This window comes from Halomicrococcus pelagicus, from assembly GCF_050954125.1.
Genome location: NZ_JBPBWC010000001.1, coordinates 417,573 through 433,765, shown reverse-complemented (window position 1 = coordinate 433,765; position 16,193 = coordinate 417,573). Strand labels below are relative to the sequence as shown.

General features: G+C 64.1%; 19 protein-coding genes and 1 pseudogene. 10 read left to right on the top strand and 10 right to left on the bottom strand.

All coding sequences use genetic code 11. The annotated features are described in order from the left end of the window. Positions 1-12: 12 nt before the first annotated feature. Positions 13-1,599: an alkaline phosphatase family protein gene (locus tag ACRYA2_RS02405; RefSeq protein ID WP_433623857.1), complete on the top strand. Its 1,587-nt coding sequence runs from the start codon at positions 13-15 to the stop codon at positions 1,597-1,599. A gap of 66 nt (positions 1,600-1,665) precedes the next feature. Here ACRYA2_RS02405 and ACRYA2_RS02400 read toward each other — a convergent pair whose 3' ends face one another. The 5 genes from ACRYA2_RS02400 to ACRYA2_RS02380 all read right to left on the bottom strand — a co-directional run bounded on the left by ACRYA2_RS02400 (position 1,666) and on the right by ACRYA2_RS02380 (position 6,413). After that, a complete protein-coding gene (locus ACRYA2_RS02400; protein ID WP_433623855.1) occupies positions 1,666-3,522 on the bottom strand; it encodes an FAD-binding protein in 1,857 nt (618 codons plus the stop codon). Positions 3,523-3,537: 15 nt separating this feature from the next. After that, on the bottom strand, positions 3,538-4,389 hold the full coding sequence (locus ACRYA2_RS02395; RefSeq protein WP_433623853.1) for a succinate dehydrogenase/fumarate reductase iron-sulfur subunit: 852 nt from the start codon (positions 4,387-4,389) through the stop codon (positions 3,538-3,540). Continuing rightward, positions 4,386-4,754, bottom strand: coding sequence for a succinate dehydrogenase hydrophobic membrane anchor subunit (locus tag ACRYA2_RS02390; protein WP_433623851.1), 369 nt, complete (start codon positions 4,752-4,754; stop codon positions 4,386-4,388). The genes ACRYA2_RS02395 and ACRYA2_RS02390 overlap by 4 nt, the downstream gene beginning before the upstream one ends. Then, positions 4,754-5,146 carry a succinate dehydrogenase, cytochrome b556 subunit gene (gene sdhC / locus ACRYA2_RS02385; RefSeq protein WP_433623849.1) on the bottom strand — a complete coding sequence of 131 codons (393 nt, stop codon included), beginning with the start codon at positions 5,144-5,146 and terminating at the stop codon, positions 4,754-4,756. The genes ACRYA2_RS02390 and sdhC overlap by 1 nt, the downstream gene beginning before the upstream one ends. A 178-nt stretch (positions 5,147-5,324) precedes the next feature. Then, positions 5,325-6,413 carry a succinylglutamate desuccinylase/aspartoacylase family protein gene (locus tag ACRYA2_RS02380; protein ID WP_433623847.1) on the bottom strand — a complete coding sequence of 363 codons (1,089 nt, stop codon included), beginning with the start codon at positions 6,411-6,413 and terminating at the stop codon, positions 5,325-5,327. Positions 6,414-6,550: 137 nt separating this feature from the next. Here ACRYA2_RS02380 and ACRYA2_RS02375 point away from each other — a divergent pair, with 137 nt between their 5' ends. Next, on the top strand, positions 6,551-7,891 hold the full coding sequence (locus tag ACRYA2_RS02375; RefSeq protein ID WP_433623845.1) for an ATP-grasp domain-containing protein: 1,341 nt from the start codon (positions 6,551-6,553) through the stop codon (positions 7,889-7,891). A gap of 53 nt (positions 7,892-7,944) precedes the next feature. Then, on the top strand, positions 7,945-8,535 hold the full coding sequence (locus tag ACRYA2_RS02370) for a DNA-3-methyladenine glycosylase family protein (RefSeq protein WP_433623843.1): 591 nt from the start codon (positions 7,945-7,947) through the stop codon (positions 8,533-8,535). A 20-nt stretch (positions 8,536-8,555) separates the two neighbouring features. Here the strand turns inward: ACRYA2_RS02370 and ACRYA2_RS02365 are convergent, their stop codons facing one another. Beyond that, on the bottom strand, positions 8,556-8,918 hold the full coding sequence (locus ACRYA2_RS02365) for a DUF7344 domain-containing protein (protein WP_433623841.1): 363 nt from the start codon (positions 8,916-8,918) through the stop codon (positions 8,556-8,558). A 204-nt stretch (positions 8,919-9,122) separates the two neighbouring features. On the opposite strand from ACRYA2_RS02365, the gene ACRYA2_RS02360 reads away from it, so the two are divergent. The 3 genes from ACRYA2_RS02360 to ACRYA2_RS02350 all read left to right on the top strand — a co-directional run bounded on the left by ACRYA2_RS02360 (position 9,123) and on the right by ACRYA2_RS02350 (position 10,424). Continuing rightward, positions 9,123-9,362 (top strand): DUF5816 domain-containing protein, encoded by a 240-nt coding sequence (locus tag ACRYA2_RS02360; RefSeq protein ID WP_433623839.1) that lies wholly within the window; start codon positions 9,123-9,125, stop codon positions 9,360-9,362. Between the two features lie 167 nt (positions 9,363-9,529). Next, positions 9,530-9,847, top strand: a complete 318-nt coding sequence (locus ACRYA2_RS02355; RefSeq protein WP_433623837.1) for a DUF7116 family protein — start codon at positions 9,530-9,532, stop codon at positions 9,845-9,847. A 91-nt stretch (positions 9,848-9,938) separates the two neighbouring features. Continuing rightward, entirely contained in the window at positions 9,939-10,424 is a 486-nt protein-coding gene (locus ACRYA2_RS02350) for a DUF309 domain-containing protein (RefSeq protein WP_433623834.1), read from the top strand. A gap of 105 nt (positions 10,425-10,529) precedes the next feature. Here the strand turns inward: ACRYA2_RS02350 and ACRYA2_RS02345 are convergent, their stop codons facing one another. Genes ACRYA2_RS02345 through ACRYA2_RS02330 form a run of 4 tightly spaced genes read right to left on the bottom strand, consistent with a single transcriptional unit; the run spans position 10,530 to position 13,005 of the window. Further along, the gene (locus ACRYA2_RS02345; protein WP_433623831.1) at positions 10,530-11,309 is read right to left on the bottom strand and encodes a hypothetical protein; all 780 of its coding nucleotides are present in this window, start codon (positions 11,307-11,309) and stop codon (positions 10,530-10,532) included. Between the two features lie 45 nt (positions 11,310-11,354). After that, entirely contained in the window at positions 11,355-12,008 is a 654-nt protein-coding gene (locus ACRYA2_RS02340) for a hypothetical protein (protein WP_433623829.1), read from the bottom strand. Then, positions 12,005-12,331 carry a hypothetical protein gene (locus ACRYA2_RS02335; RefSeq protein WP_433623827.1) on the bottom strand — a complete coding sequence of 109 codons (327 nt, stop codon included), beginning with the start codon at positions 12,329-12,331 and terminating at the stop codon, positions 12,005-12,007. Before ACRYA2_RS02335 ends, ACRYA2_RS02340 begins: the two co-directional genes overlap by 4 nt. Next, positions 12,328-13,005 carry a hypothetical protein gene (locus tag ACRYA2_RS02330; RefSeq protein ID WP_433623825.1) on the bottom strand — a complete coding sequence of 226 codons (678 nt, stop codon included), beginning with the start codon at positions 13,003-13,005 and terminating at the stop codon, positions 12,328-12,330. The genes ACRYA2_RS02335 and ACRYA2_RS02330 overlap by 4 nt, the downstream gene beginning before the upstream one ends. Before the next feature lie 355 nt (positions 13,006-13,360). Between ACRYA2_RS02330 and ACRYA2_RS02325 the strand changes: the two genes are divergently transcribed. The 4 genes and pseudogenes from ACRYA2_RS02325 to ACRYA2_RS02310 all read left to right on the top strand — a co-directional run bounded on the left by ACRYA2_RS02325 (position 13,361) and on the right by ACRYA2_RS02310 (position 16,092). Then, on the top strand, positions 13,361-14,326 hold the full coding sequence (locus ACRYA2_RS02325; RefSeq protein ID WP_433623823.1) for a protoglobin domain-containing protein: 966 nt from the start codon (positions 13,361-13,363) through the stop codon (positions 14,324-14,326). After that, positions 14,326-14,916 (top strand): annotated as a pseudogene (locus ACRYA2_RS02320) (methyl-accepting chemotaxis protein). Before ACRYA2_RS02325 ends, ACRYA2_RS02320 begins: the two are co-directional and overlap by 1 nt. Positions 14,917-14,982: 66 nt before the next feature. Beyond that, the gene (locus ACRYA2_RS02315) at positions 14,983-15,474 is read left to right on the top strand and encodes a TspO/MBR family protein (protein ID WP_433623821.1); all 492 of its coding nucleotides are present in this window, start codon (positions 14,983-14,985) and stop codon (positions 15,472-15,474) included. 84 nt (positions 15,475-15,558) lie between these two features. Then, positions 15,559-16,092 (top strand): plastocyanin/azurin family copper-binding protein, encoded by a 534-nt coding sequence (locus tag ACRYA2_RS02310; protein WP_433623819.1) that lies wholly within the window; start codon positions 15,559-15,561, stop codon positions 16,090-16,092. Positions 16,093-16,193: the final 101 nt, after the last annotated feature.

The window sequence follows — 16,193 nt, the reverse complement described above, 5'->3', positions numbered from 1 at the left end:
GAGCAAGCGATTATGTCGATGGACACGACCAGTCCCGACCGGGCGTTCGTCCTCGGACTCGACGGCGTCCCCTGGGACCTGCTCAGCACGTGGATACAGGCGGGAGAACTTCCGAACCTGGAGCGACTCGCCGCGGAGGGAGCGGCCGGGGCGCTGTCGAGCACGACGCCGGCGGCGACGCCGCTGGCCTGGCCGACCATCGCCACCGGCGTCTGGCCGGACAAACACGGCGTCTACGGGTTCCAGCACCTCGAATCGAACTACACGCACCGGATGAACACCAGCGCCGACGTGCGCCAGCCCGAACTCTGGGACGTGCTCTCGCCCGCCGTCGTCGGCAACGTCCCGATGACCTATCCGGCCGACGAGGTCGACGGCACGCTCGTCTCCGGGATGATGACCCCCCAGATGGACGAGCAGTCCACGCATCCCGACGGCCTCGCCGACGAGATAGCCGAGAAAATCCCCGAGTATCGCGTCGGCCTATCGTGGGACGAGTACCGCGACCGGCCGGAGGAGTTCCGCGAGGAACTCTCCTCGCTCCTGGCCACCCGTCGACGGTTGATGCGCCTGCTGATGGACCGCGAGGAGTGGCGACTCTTCTTCTTCGTCTACACTGCGCCGGACCGCCTCCAGCATCTCGTCTGGGACGAGGCGGCGTTGCTCGAACACTACCGCGAACTCGACGACGTGGTCGGCGAGGTGATGGAGTACGTCGCCGACCGCGACGCCATCCTCTTCGTCGCGTCCGACCACGGCTTCGGCCCCATCTCGACCATCGTCTCGGTGAACACGCTGCTGGAGCAGGAGGGGTTCCTGGCGCGCAAGGGCGGCGACGGCACCCGGGGCGTGCTGGCCCGGTTCGGCGTGACGAAGACGACCATCGAGAGCACCCTCGCCCGGCTCGGCGTGAGCGAGGAGGCCCTGGTCGAACACCTCCCGCGCTCGCTGGTCGACACCGTCGCCTCGCAGGTCCCGGGCGACCACAACCTCTACGACGTGGACTTCGACGAGACGAGGGCGTTCGTCCACGGCTCCGGCAACTGCTACGTCAACGACACGACGCGGTTCGACCCCGGCGTCGTCGACCCGGGCGACGTCGAGGACGTGAAGACGGAGCTCCGGTCGTTGTTCGAGGCCACGACCGACCCCGAGACGGACGAGCGCGCGCTCCGGGTGCTCGACGGCGAGGACCTGTTCCCGAACGACCCGTACTCGCCCGACCTCATCGTACGGGGCATCGAGGAGTACGAACCGGGGTCGAAACTCACCCGCACCGTGTTCTCCGACAGCGGGAGCAAGGTCGCCAGCCACCGCCCGGAGGGCGTCTTTCTCGCGTGGGGGCCAAGCATCGAGAGCGGCGCGACCCCCACCGACGCCAGCGTCGCCGACGTGGCTCCGACGGTCCTCCACTCGCTGGACGAGCCCATCCCGGCGAACGCCGACGGTCGAGTGCTCAAGGAGATATTCGACCCGCATTCGATGGCCGGCCGCGGCGCGGTGTCCCAGCGCGAGTACGGCCAGTCCGCCTCGGAGACAGTCGACGCAGACTTCGACGACGTCGAGGACCGCCTGCGCGGACTCGGCTACATGGAGTGAGATTCCACGGATGACCGTCGATAGCGGCGAAGTTCAAGACGAACGACAGAGAGGAAGAGCGGCGATTCAGTAGCTACGGACCTTCGGCTCGTACTCCTTCTCCTCGCCCTCGAGGATGACCGGCTTGTACCAGAGTTCGGGGTCGCCGCGGTTCCACGACAGCAGCGTGTGCTTGAGCCACTCGTCATCCTTGCGCTCCTGGTGTTCCTGGCGCCAGTGGGCGCCCCGGAACTCGTCGCGGGCGAGCGCGCCGAGCGTGATGGCCTCCGCGAGGTCGATGAGGTTGCGCATCTCGATGGTCTGGACGAGGTCGGTGTTGAACGTCCGCGACGGGTCGTTGACGTAGACGTCCTGGTACCGCTCACGGACCTCGCGAATCTCCGCCAGCGCCTGCTTGAGGCCGTCCTCGTTGCGGAAGACGTTGACGTAGTCGGTCATCGTCTCCTGGAGGTCCTCGCGGACCTCGGCCTGCTGGATGCCCTCGTCCTTCTCGAGGAGCCGCTCGACGCGAGTCCGTTCGTTCTGGACCGCGCTCTCGACGGTCTGGCCGGGGTCGGCGAGCGTCGCGCCGCCGTCGGCCTCGGTCTCGCCCGCCCCGTCGGCCGCGACGTCCTCGTCGGTCTCAACCGCGCCGGGCGCGACGGGCGTCTCCACCTCGCCGGGTTCGGTGTCCTCGGTGCGACCCGTCGTGATTTCGGCCTCGCCGAGGTCGGTGCCTGCGGCGTGCCGGCCGGCGCGCGCGCCGAAGACGATGAGTTCAGGCAGCGCGTTACCGCCCAGGCGGTTCGACCCGTGGACGGAGACGCAGGCGCACTCGCCGGCGGCGTAGAGACCGGAGATGCAGGTCTCGCCGTTCTCGTCGGTCTCGATGCCGCCCATCGCGTAGTGCTGGCCGGGTTTGACCGGCATCGGCTCCTCGAGCGGGTCGACGCCCTCGAAGTCCTCCGCGAGGTGGACGATGTTCTCCAGGCGGTCCATGATGCGCTCCTCGCCGAGGTGGCGCATGTCCAGGTGGACGTGGTCGTCGTCGATACCGCGACCCTCGTTGACCTCCGTCAGTTCGGCGCGAGCGACCACGTCGCGGGACGCGAGTTCGCCGACGTTGTTGGCGTACCCGCGCTCGAACATGAACCGCTCGCCCTCGCTGTTGTAGAGGATACCGCCCTCGCCGCGGACCCCCTCGGTGATGAGGACGCCGGTCGAGGGGAGCGTCGTCGGGTGGAACTGGATGAACTCCATGTCCTCCAGCGGGACGCCGGCCCGGTAGGCCATCGCGGCCCCGTCGCCGGTGTTGGCGACGGCGTTCGTCGTGTGGTCGTACACCTGGCCGAGACCGCCCGTCGCGAGGATGACCCCGTTGCGGGCGACGAACCCCTCGACGTTGCCGGACTTGATGTCGTAGGCGACGACGCCGTGACAGTCGCGCTGCTCGGGGTCGTCGTGGTCCGTGACGGCGAGCCGGGAGACGTACCACTCGTCGTACACCGTGATGCCCCGCTTGACGAGCTGTTCGTACATCGTGTGCAGCAGGTGGTGGCCCGTCTCGGCCCCGGCGTAGGTCGTCCGCGGGAAGGACAGACCGCCGAACGGTCGCTGGGACACCCGGCCGTCGTCCTCGCGGGAGAACGCCATCCCCCAGTGTTCGAGCTGGATGGTCTCCTCGGGACTGTCCTTGGTCAGGGTCTCGATGGCGGGCGCGTCACCGAGGTAGTCCGACCCCTTCATCGTGTCGTAGGCGTGTTTCTCCCAGGAGTCGCCCTCCCGGAGCGCCGCGTTGATACCGCCTTCTGCCGCGCCGGTGTGGCTTCGCACGGGATGGAGCTTCGTCACGATGGCCACGTCGGCCCCCTCCTCGTGGGCCGCGATGGCCGCGCGAAGTCCCGCACCGCCCGCACCGACGACGACGACGTCGTGTTCGTGCATGTGTGTGAGTTCGGGTTACCAGAACTTGAGGTTGTTCTTCACCGCCGAGCGCTTGAGTTCCTGGATGTGCTCGGTCAGCGGGATGTCCTTCGGACAGACGTTCGTACAGGAGAACTGGGTCTGGCAGCGCCAGACGCCGTGCTCCTGGTCGAGATGTTCGAGCCGCTTTTCGTGCTGCCGTTCGCCCTCGCGTTCGTCCATGGCGAACCGGTAGGCCTTGTTGAGCGCGGCCGGGCCGAGATACTCGTTGTCGCCGGCGGCGATGTTACACGAGGACATGCACGCGCCACACCAGATGCAGCGCGTCGACATCTTGACCTTCTCGCGGTTCTCGCGGCTCTGGCGCTGTTCTTCCAGTTCGTCGGTAGGTTTCTCGTCCGTCTGGAAGTACGGCTCGACGGCGTGCATCTGGTCGTAGAAGTGCTCCATGTCGACGACCAGGTCCTTGACGACCTCGGCGTGGGGGAGCGGCTCAATCCGAACCGGGCCGTCCAGGTCCGCGATCTGGGTCTTGCAGCCGAGTCGCTGGCGGCCGTTGATGAACAGCGCGTCGCTGCCGCAGATGGCCTGCCGGCAGGAGTGCCGGAAGGTCAGCGTCGTGTCGAACCGGTCCCGGGCGTAGATGAGCGCGTCCAGGACCGTCATCCCCTTCTCGAAGGGGACGTGGAAGTCGTCGAACCGCGGCTCGTGTTTCCCCTCTATCTCGGGGTCGTAGCGGAACACCTTCAGGTGAACCGTCTGCTCGGCGGACGCGACCGCTTCCTGCGCCCCGGACTGCTGGCGGACCTTCTCGTCGTGCGGCCGGTCGTCCGCGGACTGGTGGTAGTGCGTCTCTGCCTCGTCTTCTTCGGTCGTTTGCATACTCATGATATGATTCCGTTCATTATGAGCGCCACGTAGATTCCCTGCGCCGACAGCAGGACGCCGGCGACTATCAGCACCCACTTGACGGCGGTCTTCTGCGTCCCGGTGAGTCCCTGGTTGAGCAGTGCGGCGTAGACGCCGTTGACGCCGTGGAACGCCGCGGTGACGAGGAACAGCACCATCGTGGTGAAGTATCCCCACTGGCTCATGCGCGCGGACGTTCCGGCGAACGTGATCTCGGAGGGGTGGTGGACGAAGTGGAGCAGGAAGAAGTGGAATGCCAGCACGGCGACGAGGAACGCCGCCGTCACGCGCTGGAGCAACCACGTCAGACTCCCGCTCTCGAAGGAGGAGTAGCGTTCGGCCATCAGAACACCCCCTCCATGAACGTCGGCACGCTCGCCAGGACGATGACCGCCGTCACGACCAGCGAAGCGTAGAAACTCTTGTCCTGTGCTTCCAGACCCACGCCGAGGTCGACGAACAACAGTCGGACGCCGTTCAGGATGTGAAAGACGGCGACGGCCAGCAGCCCGACCTCGCCGATGCGAACGATGAGGAGACTCTCGAGGCCCTGGAGGGTAGCCTTGTAGGCTCCCGCTCCCGTGGTGGACGTGCTCAGGACGGCGATGTGCGTGAACAGGTAGCCGATGAGCACCCACCCCGTGAACTTGTGGAAAACCCAGGCCCACATGCCGGCGGTGAACTCCCGCCAGCGCCCGAAGTCCTCGACGAGGCCCCGGTCGTACGTTTGACTCATGCCACTCGGAAACTCGGGACCGGGGGCAAATAGAAGTTACGTAAGGAGATTTTCCGGCGTTCTCCCCGCAGTAATATGATTCGCTGGCGTCGGAGTCGCGGCGCTCGCGCACACGCACCGCTCGGACGCGTGGAACCGTGACCGACTACGACAACGTCGGTCGGCGCGCCCCGTCGCGCTACCGACCGCCGTTCTCGCTCTCTCGACCCGCGAGATAGCCGGGGGGCTGGGCGTCGCCCCCCGACTCGCGGCGCGAGCGCTCGCGCTTGAGCGCCCGCCGCGTGTCGGCGTTCAGTTCGACGATGTGACACAGCGGATTACCCGGATAGACGACCGGGTTCTCGAGGATGCCGACGAGTAACCCGGTGAAGGGCGCTTCCACGGGTTCGTTCTCGGTCTTGAACGGGTTCGTGATGGTGCAGATGGGCGTCCCCTCGTAGACGAGCGACCCGCGGTCGTAGTGCATCTCGACGAGGCCGCCGGCGTCCGCGCGCAGCCACGTCTTCTCCTTCTCGTCGTCGATGACGGTCCGCCAGCCGGGCCACTTCACGGGGTCGTCGGGGTGGAGGTCGTACTCCGCGAAGACGCTCATCACGCCCTCTAGCGCCCGGTCGATGAACTCGCGCTGGAAGCGGTGTGCTTCGCCCATCTCGATGGTGATGGCGGGCGTGCCGTCCTTCGACGCCTCGCGCCGGAGCATCCCGGAGGAACCGGACGAGGAGATGATGACGTTCGTCCCGAACGCGCGGGCGAGTCTGGCCACGTCGGGGTCGTCCATGTCCGCGCGGGCGTGGAGCATGTTGGTCCGACCGCGGGTCGACGTGTGGAAGTCGATGCCGAAGTCGCACGGTTCGATGAAGTTGCGGTATATCTGGTCGGCCATCCGTTTCGCGCTCGTCGACCCCTCGCGGCCGGGGAACGAGCGGTTCAGGTCGCGGTCGTATATCGGCAGGTACCGCTGCTGGGCGAGGAAGCCGGGGACGTTCAGCACGGGCAGACAGACGATGGTGCCCCGCAGTTCGTCGTGGTTCCACTCGTGGGCCACTTCGCGGACGACCTCGATACCGTTGAGTTCGTCGCCGTGGGCGGCCGCCGACAGGAAGACCGTCGGTCCCGGCCGTTCGCTGTTGACGATAGTAACGGGGATGCGCACCGGGTCGCCGAGATAGGTCTCGCTGATGCCGTACCGGATGTTCTGGGTCTCACCCGGTTCGACGATGCCGCCGTTGTAGGTGAACGCTTCCGCCGCCGCTTCGGTCCCGGCCATGTCCGTCCTTGAGAAGTCAGCGTACAAAAAGGTGGCACTACCCGAGCAGGCCCGGCAAAAAATTTCTGGCCGCCGACGTTTTCGGTTCAAAGAATCTGGGAACGTTTTAAGTCGTATCGGACGAAACGTAGATTCACATGGTTGTTGATGGCTCGAACGTACGCGTCGGGGTGCTCAGTCTGCACAACAGCAAAGAGACGAAAGCAATCCTGAACGCCGTCGAGGACCTCGGACACGAGCCCGAGTGGCTCCGCCAGGAGAACACGGCGGTTCACATCGTAGACGACGAGATAGTCCGCGAACCGGAGGTCGACATCGTCGCGAACCGGCTGTTGCTCTCGAACACCGAACAGCCCTCCGAGGCGCTCGGACTGGCGAACATCTACGACTCCATCTGCCCGGTTCTCAACAGGCCCTGCTCGGTGATGACGGCTATCCACAAGTTCTCGACCGCGACGGCGCTCTCGGACGCCGGCATCAGGGTTCCGGACGCCCTGCTGGCGCTGGACGACGGTCGGCTCAACGACGGCCGTAGCGCGTTCGGCGAGGAGGCGGTGTACAAGACCGCCATCGGCACTCACGGCGGCGGTACCTGGAAGGTCGGTCCGGACGAGATGGTCAACCCCCAGGTGGGCCAGCGCCAGGCGTTCCTCCAGGAACTCATCGAGCGCGACAGCGAACGTCACCGCGACCTGCGGGTGTACGTGGTCGGCGACCGGATCGTCGGCGCGATGAACCGGTACGCGCCCGAAAACGACTGGCGGACCAACGTCGCGCTCGGCGGCGACGTCGAGGACATGTCCGAAAACCTGCCGGAGAACGTCCCGGAGATCGCCCGTCGCTCCGCGGAGGTTATCGGACTCGACTACGCCGGGGTCGACCTCATCGAGGGTCACGACGGTTGGTACGTCCTCGAAGTCAATCCGACGGCGGGGTTCAAGGGCCTGTACGAGGCGACCGGCCGGAGCGCCGCCCCCTACATCGCCCAGCTCGCCATCGAAGAGGCCGGCGGCACCGTGGACCGCGAGCGCGTCGAGGAACTCGCGGCGACGCTCGACGACTCGGTGCCGGCCTGCAAACCCGTCAGCAGGAGTCCCGAGTCCGGCGAACCGCTGGTCATCGGCTACACCGAGCAGGTGCTCGTCTCCGGTACCAGTGGCTCCGAGACCGTCACCGCCAAGGCGGACACCGGCGCGACCCGGTCGAGCATCGACACGAAACTCGCCGCGGAGATTGGCGCGGGACCGATAAAGAGCATGACCAGGGTGAAGTCGGGTAGCCGGAAGTCGAGCAAGTCCCGGCCGGTCGTCGACGTGGTCATCGGGGTCGGCGGCAATCGCCACACGGTCACGGCGAGCATCGAGGACCGGGGCCACATGGACTACCCCGTCCTCCTGGGCCGGGACATTCTGGAGAACTACCAGGTCGACGTGCGGCGGCGCGTGGACCGCGACGAGGAGAACGAACTCGAAGAGTAGGGACGACGCCTTTTTTCCGCGCGAACGCTTACCTCGCATCCCACCAGCTACGCATGGACGAGGACATCGAAGCGACGCTGCGGGACGACCCCGTGATGGCCGAACTGCTCGACGAACACGACCCCTACACGGAACCGGAGTGGACCGAGTACGAACGACTCGTGGTCTCGATAATCAACCAGCAGCTATCGACGGCCAGCGCCGCCGCGGTCAAAGAGCGGGTGTTCGCGGTGCTCGACCAGGAAGTGAACCCGGCGACCGTTCTAGAGGCCGAGGCCGACGCGCTCCGGGACGCCGGGCTCTCGCGCACGAAAGTCGAGTACGTCCGGAACGCCGCGCGAGCGTTCCGCGAGAACGACCTCACCCGGGAGGGGCTGGCCGAACACTCGGACGAGGAGGTGATAGACCAGCTCACCGACATCAAGGGAATCGGCAAGTGGACCGCCCGGATGTACCTCATCTTCGTGCTGGAGCGACCGGACGTGCTCCCGCTCGGCGACCTGGCGGTCCGGCGCGGCATCGAACGACTCTACGCCGACAGTGGAGACCTCTCGCGGTCGGAGATGCGCGACATCGCCGAGGCGTGGCGGCCGTACCGGAGCTGGGCGACGCGATACATCTGGGCGGAGTACGAGTCCGACTGAGGTGGCGAGAACGGACGGCGTTACAGCGGTCGTTCCTGCTTGGCGGCGAGGTCGAGGTACTCCTCCAGTGGCGGCGTGAGGTCGACGAACTGAACCTCGTCGCCGACCTCGACGATGCCTTGTTCCCCCATCTTCGGGAGATGTTTGTGGTACAGCTCCGTGGTGATTCGCTGTCGGTGCTTCTCGGAACGTTCGCCTTCCCATCGAGCGAGTTGCTCCGCGAGTTCGGCGACGTCTGCCGACCCCTCCTCCTGCAGGTAGTACAGCACGTATCGTCGACGGCGGTCTGCGAGCAGTTCCATGACTGTGTCGAGGTCATGTCTGCTCGCTTGGTCGCCGTCTTCCGGACCGAAATCCGGCTTCCCTGGCGAATCAGAACTCATAGTGCTACGCTAGACAGTAAGCATAAAAAGGGCCGCGCCTAAGTAATTAGGTATCCGGTTTCGGAGCAGAGCCGACGGGAGACGAGCGAGTACGATACGTGCCGGAGCCTTTTAGTGGCGAAGTGAGCCGGAACGCCGACGCGGGAAGACGTCGCAAAGCGGCCTCCAGTAGCCCTAAACCGATGGAGCGACAAGTCGGCGGCGATGGAGGAAACGACGACGCCGGACGGCGAGACGCTGTACGTCAGCCGGCAGGACGGCGAGCGCGGTTCGAAAGGTCCCTTCTTCGTCGTCTATCGCTCTCCGGAACGCGAGCGCCGGTACGGCTACTACTGTGGCCACTGCGAGACGCTCGACACGGCGATGGATACGATGGGGCGAATCAAATGCAACCAGTGTGAGAACCTCCGGAAGGCGACGGAGTGGGACGCCGCCCACGAGTGACCGAGGGGAAGTCGATGACGTCGAGGCCGGTCCGGACGTTCCGCCGGTCCGTGCCGCCCTGCGAGTATCGCCACGCCGGTCGACGCTGACCCATTCTTCGGAATAGCTCGTTCCACGCTCGAGCGCGCAAGAACATTTATTATGCGGCGTGTGCTATCGTCGAACGAATGGCCCCTGTTAACACGCCACCGGTCGAGGAGGCCAAGTCGATATTCAACGATCTCGGGTACGAAGTGCTCGAAGACGGCGACGAGTTCCGGGCCAAACGGAAATGGCGAGAAGTGCACGTGACGGCGCTCACCGACGGTTCCGACGCGCCGGAGCGAGGCGACCTCCGGTGTTTCGTGACGTGGGAAGAACACGCCGCGCGACTCCGCGAACGGGTACGGGAACTGAATCCGGAGTACGAGTGGGCGGTCATCGGTGTCCGCGAAAGTGGCGACTACGAGGTAACGCGCGCGCCACCGTCCTCCATCGCGGTCTGACTCCCGACGACCCCGACGGTCGCCCTCTTTCGCTCCCCCGTCGCGGCGAGGCGGGGAAAACGACAGGGGTACGCAGTCCTTACGGAGAGGTATGGACGACCACACGCGCGACCCGAGCGTCGGGCCGCCGATTTCGGGCAATCCGACCGGCTGGCTCCCCGGTGAGGGTCGCTGGGAGCACGACACTCTCCGGCAGGCGACGGTGCACGGCGTGCGCCTCTACAACGCCGGCGAGTTCCACGAAAGCCACGACTGCTTCGAGAACGAGTGGTACAACTACGGCAGTGGCCGCCCCGAATCGAAGTTCCTCCACGGGATGGTCCAGGTCGCGGCCGGCGCGTACAAGCACTTCGACTTCGAGGACGACGGCGGGATGCGGTCGCTGTTCCGGACTGCGTTGCAGTATCTCCACGGCGTCCCGAACGACTACTATGGAGTCGACGTTCTTGGCGTGAGAACTACGCTCACGAACGCACTTGACGATCCAACCGCGTTAGAAGGGTGGAAGATCGAACTAGACGGAGAGCGACCTGAAGCGGGAGAGGAAGATTATGACTATGCAGAAGCGATTGAATGATATTATTATAAAATAAAACGGCAAAATAAGGCATCTTTGGTGTCCTCGCTCAAAGAGATACCGTGCTGGATACGATTACCGCAGACAATTCGTTGGGAGTAGCCGTCAATTCTTGTCCGGCATTGTCGAGTGGCGAGTCGAACGACCCATGTCAGACCGGGACGACGGTACTGTGGAGACGTTGGTAGTGACCCGTCCGCGACCGCTACCTCCACGCTCGTCCCCTTCGGTTTCTTCAGCCGTCTCCTCGTCAGTATCATCATCTTCCGCCGTCTCCCCGTCAGTATCATCATCTTCATCCGATCTGGCGGCATCGAATAGCGAACGAAGCTCCGCGATGGTTTCCTCAGTCGACGAGGATTCGTCTTCTTCACCGTTCTCGCTTTCTGCCTCGGGTTTGTCGCCGTCCACCTCGTCGTCGCTTCTCTCTTCGGTCGTCGTTTCCTCGTCGGAACCGAATTTCGGCAACACTGCCGACAGCAAGTCGCTCACGCTTCTATCGCCAGTGTTGGACGTTTCATCGCCGCCGATGCGTTCGAGCCGTTCGACGCGCTCTTCCGCGTCGAGGCTCGACCATTCGTTCGAGAGGTCTGCCAGTTCGAGTACGTGACGGAGGTCGAGCACGGCATCAGGGTCAGCGTCCTGCATCACCATCGGTAGGTCGGTCGGATCGATGTCGTCCGATATATTTGTGAATCCGGTGGATGTAAGTAATTCGTCGAACGACGCATCTGCTACTTCGTCGTCGACGGCGTTGATGGTGTCGTGTACTGATTCGGCTTTTTCGTCCGGCAGTTCGTCGTCCTCGACGGCGTCAAGTGTCGTCCGAATTTGCTCCTTCGCATCGGTGAGGTGCTGTTCGAGATCGGATTCGGCGTTAGTCATGGTCTGAACAGGATGTTCGAGAATCAGTCGCTGACGTCGCGTACTCTACTCCGTATTGGTTTGTTCTTCGTCTGGCTTAGCACTGTCGTTGAATTCCTCAACGATGGCGTCGACCATTTCTTCGTGCTTCAAGTTGGCCTTCACGCCGACCTCCTTCGCGACGGACCGAAGTTCCGAGTACTCCATCGTCTCGAGGAGGTCACGGTACGTCTCTTCTCGAATGGCCTGTATATCGTCAGCGTCGAGATTACTGGCGTCGATGCTAGCGTCTTCACCACTCTCTCCCTCTACGTCTTCTTTCGTATCTGTCGCTGCCTCTTCGGCACTCTCTTTCGCCTCGGCAAGTGCCTCCTCCCGCTGTTCGACGTGTTCACGAAGTGCGCTTTCGATAGAATCACGAAACTGCGGTCGGCTCAATGTCCGCCCGAGTGCTACAACGAACGCACCCCCGATACGGCGAAGCAGCGAGCGCTCCCCTTCATCGTCGTTCTGAAACGTTAGCTTCGAGACGAGCCAGTCGAACGCAGTGCGACCGACATAGCGCCCAGCGAATGCGCCGACCGTTTCGCCGATCGTTCGCCCGAGCGATGCACCATCTACCTGGTCGGATACGCCGTCACCAGCCAGTAGTGAACTGACGTCAATTTGCTCGGTCAGCTCGTCGGTAATCGTTTCCTTCAGATCGGGGTTATCGGTCACGCGTTCTCGCCTCCCCCATCGCTTTCGGTATCGTCGCCATTATCCTCTTCACTTGCCTCGTTCTCAGCATCAGTGTCGGCTTCCTCATCACCGTTTGCGTCCGATGCGGAATCGGAGAGAGAATCCAACAGCAGGCCACCAAGGAGACCACCGAGCCACCCACCGAGATGGCGACCGAGGAACTCCCCGACCGTCGCACCGAGTGACTCCGCCGACGCCTCGTCGTCAAACTCGCCCTCGAGCGGCGTGTCCGCGAACACTTCGTCGAAATCGATGTTCCGAATCGCCGAACCGACATCTAGCGGCGGAGTATCGTCGCTCATGCTTCCGACTCTGTCCCGGATTCCTCCGCGGAATCATCTCCGAACATCTGGTCGATGAACTCTTTCAGGAGTGTCGTTAGCAGTTCATCGAGTGGTACGTCTGCCAGCGCATCGCTTACCGAATCACGGGCAGAGTCGACCGACGACGAGAGCGGGCCAGAGTCATCGGACTCCTCGTCGGAATCAGAACCACCGAGCAATCCCTCGAAGAGGCTTCCGGAGAATAGCCCCCCCAGCAGCCCTTTCGAGCCGCTACCGAGTAGATTTCCGACACTGGAGAGTAGATTCCCTAGCAATCGACCGGGGCCGCTTACCGCCGTCACGTCCAACTCGATCTCTTCGAGATCGACTTCGAGGCCGAGCAGGTCGAGGAACAACCCTTCGAGGTCGAGATACAACACCGTCGTCTCCCCTTCCTCTCGATAGTCGGATTCGTCCGACTCTTCTTCGCTCTCTTCCGCCGTCTCTTGTGATTCGTCTGCCTGACCCTCGGATTCTTCCGCTTCCTCCTCGCTAGTCTCCTCTGATTCATTGGTCTCGTCTTCCTCTACTGCACCACCGTCGGGCAACAACTTTCCTCCCGGAGAGTCAGCAGCGATATCTCCATCACTGTCCAGGGCGACGCTATTCTCTTCGTTATGCGACTCGTCTCTGTAGTCAATGAGGTCTGTCATGATAACTCGCTTGATTCAAATAGGGGCAGTCATCACTAAGCTATTCTGGCTATGTATTCAAGTCTGACTAGTAGAATATGTCCTCGAAACGGATATCGAGGGTCGAATCTACAGATTGTTCGGATAACGTACTACGATTCCAGAAGACGGCCGCTGGGGCCGTCCCTACGATACTCGGGACCCGCTGCCGGGTCCGCGATAATCCCGGACCGGCGCCCCGGGGGGTCGCATCGGCAGTGAGAGGGTCCTCGGCGGACGGACCGGCGACGCGGTCCGGTGTCGGTACCTCGACCCATTCCAAGCATCTCTCCTCGTAGTCACAACATTAACAACACCCAGTTACTCGACATGCACTGTGAAAGACTACTCAGACGAGTTCGGTAACGACGGCCTCAACCAGCGACTCGACGTGGACTCGCTCGTCGAGGAGTGCGGCCTAGACGCCCGGGAGGTCCAGCGGCGGAAGGAGTTTGTCGGGTTCGACGAGACAGACGAGAAGCGCCTCTCCGACATGGAGTCGCTGTTCCGCGAGCACGCGGACGAAATCGCCGAGGACTTCTACGAGAACCTGACGCAGTACGAGGACGCACTCGACGTCATCGGTCGCTCGCCGAAGAGCATCGACCAGTTGAAGCGGACGCAGTCGGCGTACTTCGTGACGCTCGCCACCGGCGACTACGGAATGGAGTACGTCCGGGACCGCGCTCGTATCGGCAAGATTCACGACCTGCTCGACATGCCGATGAAGCACTACCTCGGTCAATATGGCGTCTACTACGACCTCATCTTTACCCTCCTGTTCGACCGGCTCGAGGAGCGGCTCCTGGACCGCCTCTCGAACCGGAGCGATGTGGCGACCGACGGGGGCGGAACCGCGACGGCTACTACCGCCGAGCGAGAGGCGACGACGGAAGCCGTCGGCGACGAGCTCGACCGGGCCCTCGAGGAGATACTCGCCATCCTCCGGGTCATCAATCTCGACATGCAGGTGGTCGCGGACACCTACATCCACTCCTACAACGAACGACTCGAGGAGGCCGTCGACCGACAGGAAGCGCTCATGCGGGAGGTCAGGACCGACGTCCACGCTCCGCTTACGGAACTCCAGGAGATGTCGGACGAAGTGACCGAGAGCACGTCCCAGATGAAGGAACTGTCCGACGACCAGGTCGACTCGATGGAGAGCGTCTCTAGCGAGGTATCGACGATGGCGGCGACCGTCGAGGAGATCGCCGCTACCGCCGACGAGGTGGCCGCGTCGAGCGAGCGGAGACGCTCGCCGAGGAGGGCCAGACGGCGGCCGACGAAGCAATCGACGTGATGGAGCAGGTGAACGCGTCCTCGAAGACCACCGCTACCGACGTCAGGCAGCTCCGGGAGCGGATCGACGAGATAGACGAAATGGTCACCGTAATCGACGACATCGCGGAGAAGACGAACTTGCTGGCGCTCAACGCCTCGATAGAGGCGGCGCGCGCGGGCGAGGACGGCGACGGGTTCGCGGTCGTCGCCGAGGAGGTGAAGGCGCTCGCCGAGGAGTCCCAGGAGCACGCGAGCGAGATATAGGAGCGGGTCGCCGAGATCCAGGCGGACGCCTCTGAGACGGTGGCGAGTCTCGAAACGACGACGCAGCAGGTCGACGAGGGGCTGGAACGGGTCGAGGGCACGGTGCAGAAGCTCGCAGAAATAGTCGACTCGGTGACGGAGACGTCGACGGGTATTCAGGAGGTCGCTGACGCTACCGACGACCAGGCCGCCAGCACCGAAGAGGTGGCGAGCATGATCGACGAGATGGTCGAACAGACCGAGCGCGTCGCCGACGAGATAGAGGACGTCGCCGCCGCTAACGAGCGGCAGTCCGCGAAGGTCCGACAGATTCACCAGACCGTCCAGCAGCTCGCCGACGAGTGACGCTCCCGTGCCGTAGACCGGCCGTCCGACCACAGAACTACGGTACGGGAGCGCGTAGGGGTGACCATGAGCACCGTCACCGACCGTCCGGACTTCTCGCGCGACGACCTGCCCGGCCTGCTCGCGGCCGTCGTCGTCTGCGAGCTCGCAGGTGTCGTGCCCGCCTTCCTCACCGCTGACGACGTTTCGGGGTGGTACACGACGGTCCAGCAACCGGCGTTCACGCCGCCCAACTGGGTGTTCGGGCCGGTGTGGACGACGCTGTACCTCCTGATGGGCGTCGCACTGTATCTCGTCTGGCGAGGCGAGCGGGACCGACTGGCGCTCGGAGCGTTCGCGGTGCAACTCGCACTGAACGCCTCCTGGACGCTCGTGTTCTTCGGCATGCAGTGGCCGGCGGGCGGACTGGCGGTCATCGTCGCGCTGCTCGCCGCCATCGTCGCGACGATAGCGCTGTTCTCGCGCGTCGACCGCCGGGCGGCGCTGCTGCTGGTGCCGTACCTCGCGTGGGTGGCGTTCGCGACGGTGCTCAACTACGAAATCTGGCGGCTGAACTGACCATTTTCCTTCGGTTCGAACCGGGGCGAACCCCGGCGGAGAACTTTTCCCCGAAGACGATGAATGGCGGCGCAGGTGGGGGAGATGAACAGGCGACAGTTCTTGACGTACGCGACGATAGCGGGAGCCGCGGGGTCGCTCGCCGGCTGTCCCGGTCCCGTGAGGTCACCGGGCGAGGAGACGACCGAACGACCGTTCACGGAGGCGGAGACGACCGGCGAAGCAGGAGAGACGACGACCGAAGAAACGGGCGAAACGACGACCGGAGAGACGACAACCGGAACGGCCGCGGACGGGCAGGTCACCGAGGTAGCGGTCGGACCCGAGGGTCGACTCCGGTTCGTCCCGGAGACCGTCGAGATATCGGTCGGGGATACGGTGCGCTGGACGTTCGAGAGTGCTGGACACAACGTGACGACGAAGCCGGGGGCGTCCGAGAAGATATCGATTCCGGAGGACGCGGAGCCGTTCGGCTCCTACGAGGGCGACGCACATTACAGCATCAACGAGGTCGGGACGACGTTCGAGCACACGTTCACGGTTCCGGGCGAGTACGTCTACGTCTGCGAACCGCACGCCGACCAGGGGATGATCGGGACAGTCGTCGTCTCCGAGTAGAACGACGCTGGCGACGGGGCTCCGGACGGCGAACGGAAGTCGCTCCGGACCGGACGACCGCTACGTCTCGGACCGGTCGGCGAGGGGTCTCGTACGATTTT

What these genes read in the sequence shown, in the direction of transcription:
- sdhC (WP_433623849.1), bottom strand. Translation starts at nt 5,146, where the DNA reads ATGAGTCAAACGTACGACCGGGGCCTCGTCGAGGACTTCGGGCGCTGG.
- ACRYA2_RS02310 (WP_433623819.1), top strand. Translation starts at nt 15,559, where the DNA reads ATGAACAGGCGACAGTTCTTGACGTACGCGACGATAGCGGGAGCCGCG.
- ACRYA2_RS02345 (WP_433623831.1), bottom strand. Translation starts at nt 11,309, where the DNA reads ATGACTAACGCCGAATCCGATCTCGAACAGCACCTCACCGATGCGAAG.
- ACRYA2_RS02365 (WP_433623841.1), bottom strand. Translation starts at nt 8,918, where the DNA reads ATGAGTTCTGATTCGCCAGGGAAGCCGGATTTCGGTCCGGAAGACGGC.
- ACRYA2_RS02405 (WP_433623857.1), top strand. Translation starts at nt 13, where the DNA reads ATGTCGATGGACACGACCAGTCCCGACCGGGCGTTCGTCCTCGGACTC.
- ACRYA2_RS02350 (WP_433623834.1), top strand. Translation starts at nt 9,939, where the DNA reads ATGGACGACCACACGCGCGACCCGAGCGTCGGGCCGCCGATTTCGGGC.
- ACRYA2_RS02335 (WP_433623827.1), bottom strand. Translation starts at nt 12,331, where the DNA reads ATGAGCGACGATACTCCGCCGCTAGATGTCGGTTCGGCGATTCGGAAC.
- ACRYA2_RS02380 (WP_433623847.1), bottom strand. Translation starts at nt 6,413, where the DNA reads ATGGCCGGGACCGAAGCGGCGGCGGAAGCGTTCACCTACAACGGCGGC.
- ACRYA2_RS02370 (WP_433623843.1), top strand. Translation starts at nt 7,945, where the DNA reads ATGGACGAGGACATCGAAGCGACGCTGCGGGACGACCCCGTGATGGCC.
- ACRYA2_RS02355 (WP_433623837.1), top strand. Translation starts at nt 9,530, where the DNA reads ATGGCCCCTGTTAACACGCCACCGGTCGAGGAGGCCAAGTCGATATTC.
- ACRYA2_RS02360 (WP_433623839.1), top strand. Translation starts at nt 9,123, where the DNA reads ATGGAGGAAACGACGACGCCGGACGGCGAGACGCTGTACGTCAGCCGG.
- ACRYA2_RS02395 (WP_433623853.1), bottom strand. Translation starts at nt 4,389, where the DNA reads ATGAGTATGCAAACGACCGAAGAAGACGAGGCAGAGACGCACTACCAC.
- ACRYA2_RS02390 (WP_433623851.1), bottom strand. Translation starts at nt 4,754, where the DNA reads ATGGCCGAACGCTACTCCTCCTTCGAGAGCGGGAGTCTGACGTGGTTG.
- ACRYA2_RS02315 (WP_433623821.1), top strand. Translation starts at nt 14,983, where the DNA reads ATGAGCACCGTCACCGACCGTCCGGACTTCTCGCGCGACGACCTGCCC.
- ACRYA2_RS02375 (WP_433623845.1), top strand. Translation starts at nt 6,551, where the DNA reads ATGGTTGTTGATGGCTCGAACGTACGCGTCGGGGTGCTCAGTCTGCAC.
- ACRYA2_RS02330 (WP_433623825.1), bottom strand. Translation starts at nt 13,005, where the DNA reads ATGACAGACCTCATTGACTACAGAGACGAGTCGCATAACGAAGAGAAT.
- ACRYA2_RS02400 (WP_433623855.1), bottom strand. Translation starts at nt 3,522, where the DNA reads ATGCACGAACACGACGTCGTCGTCGTCGGTGCGGGCGGTGCGGGACTT.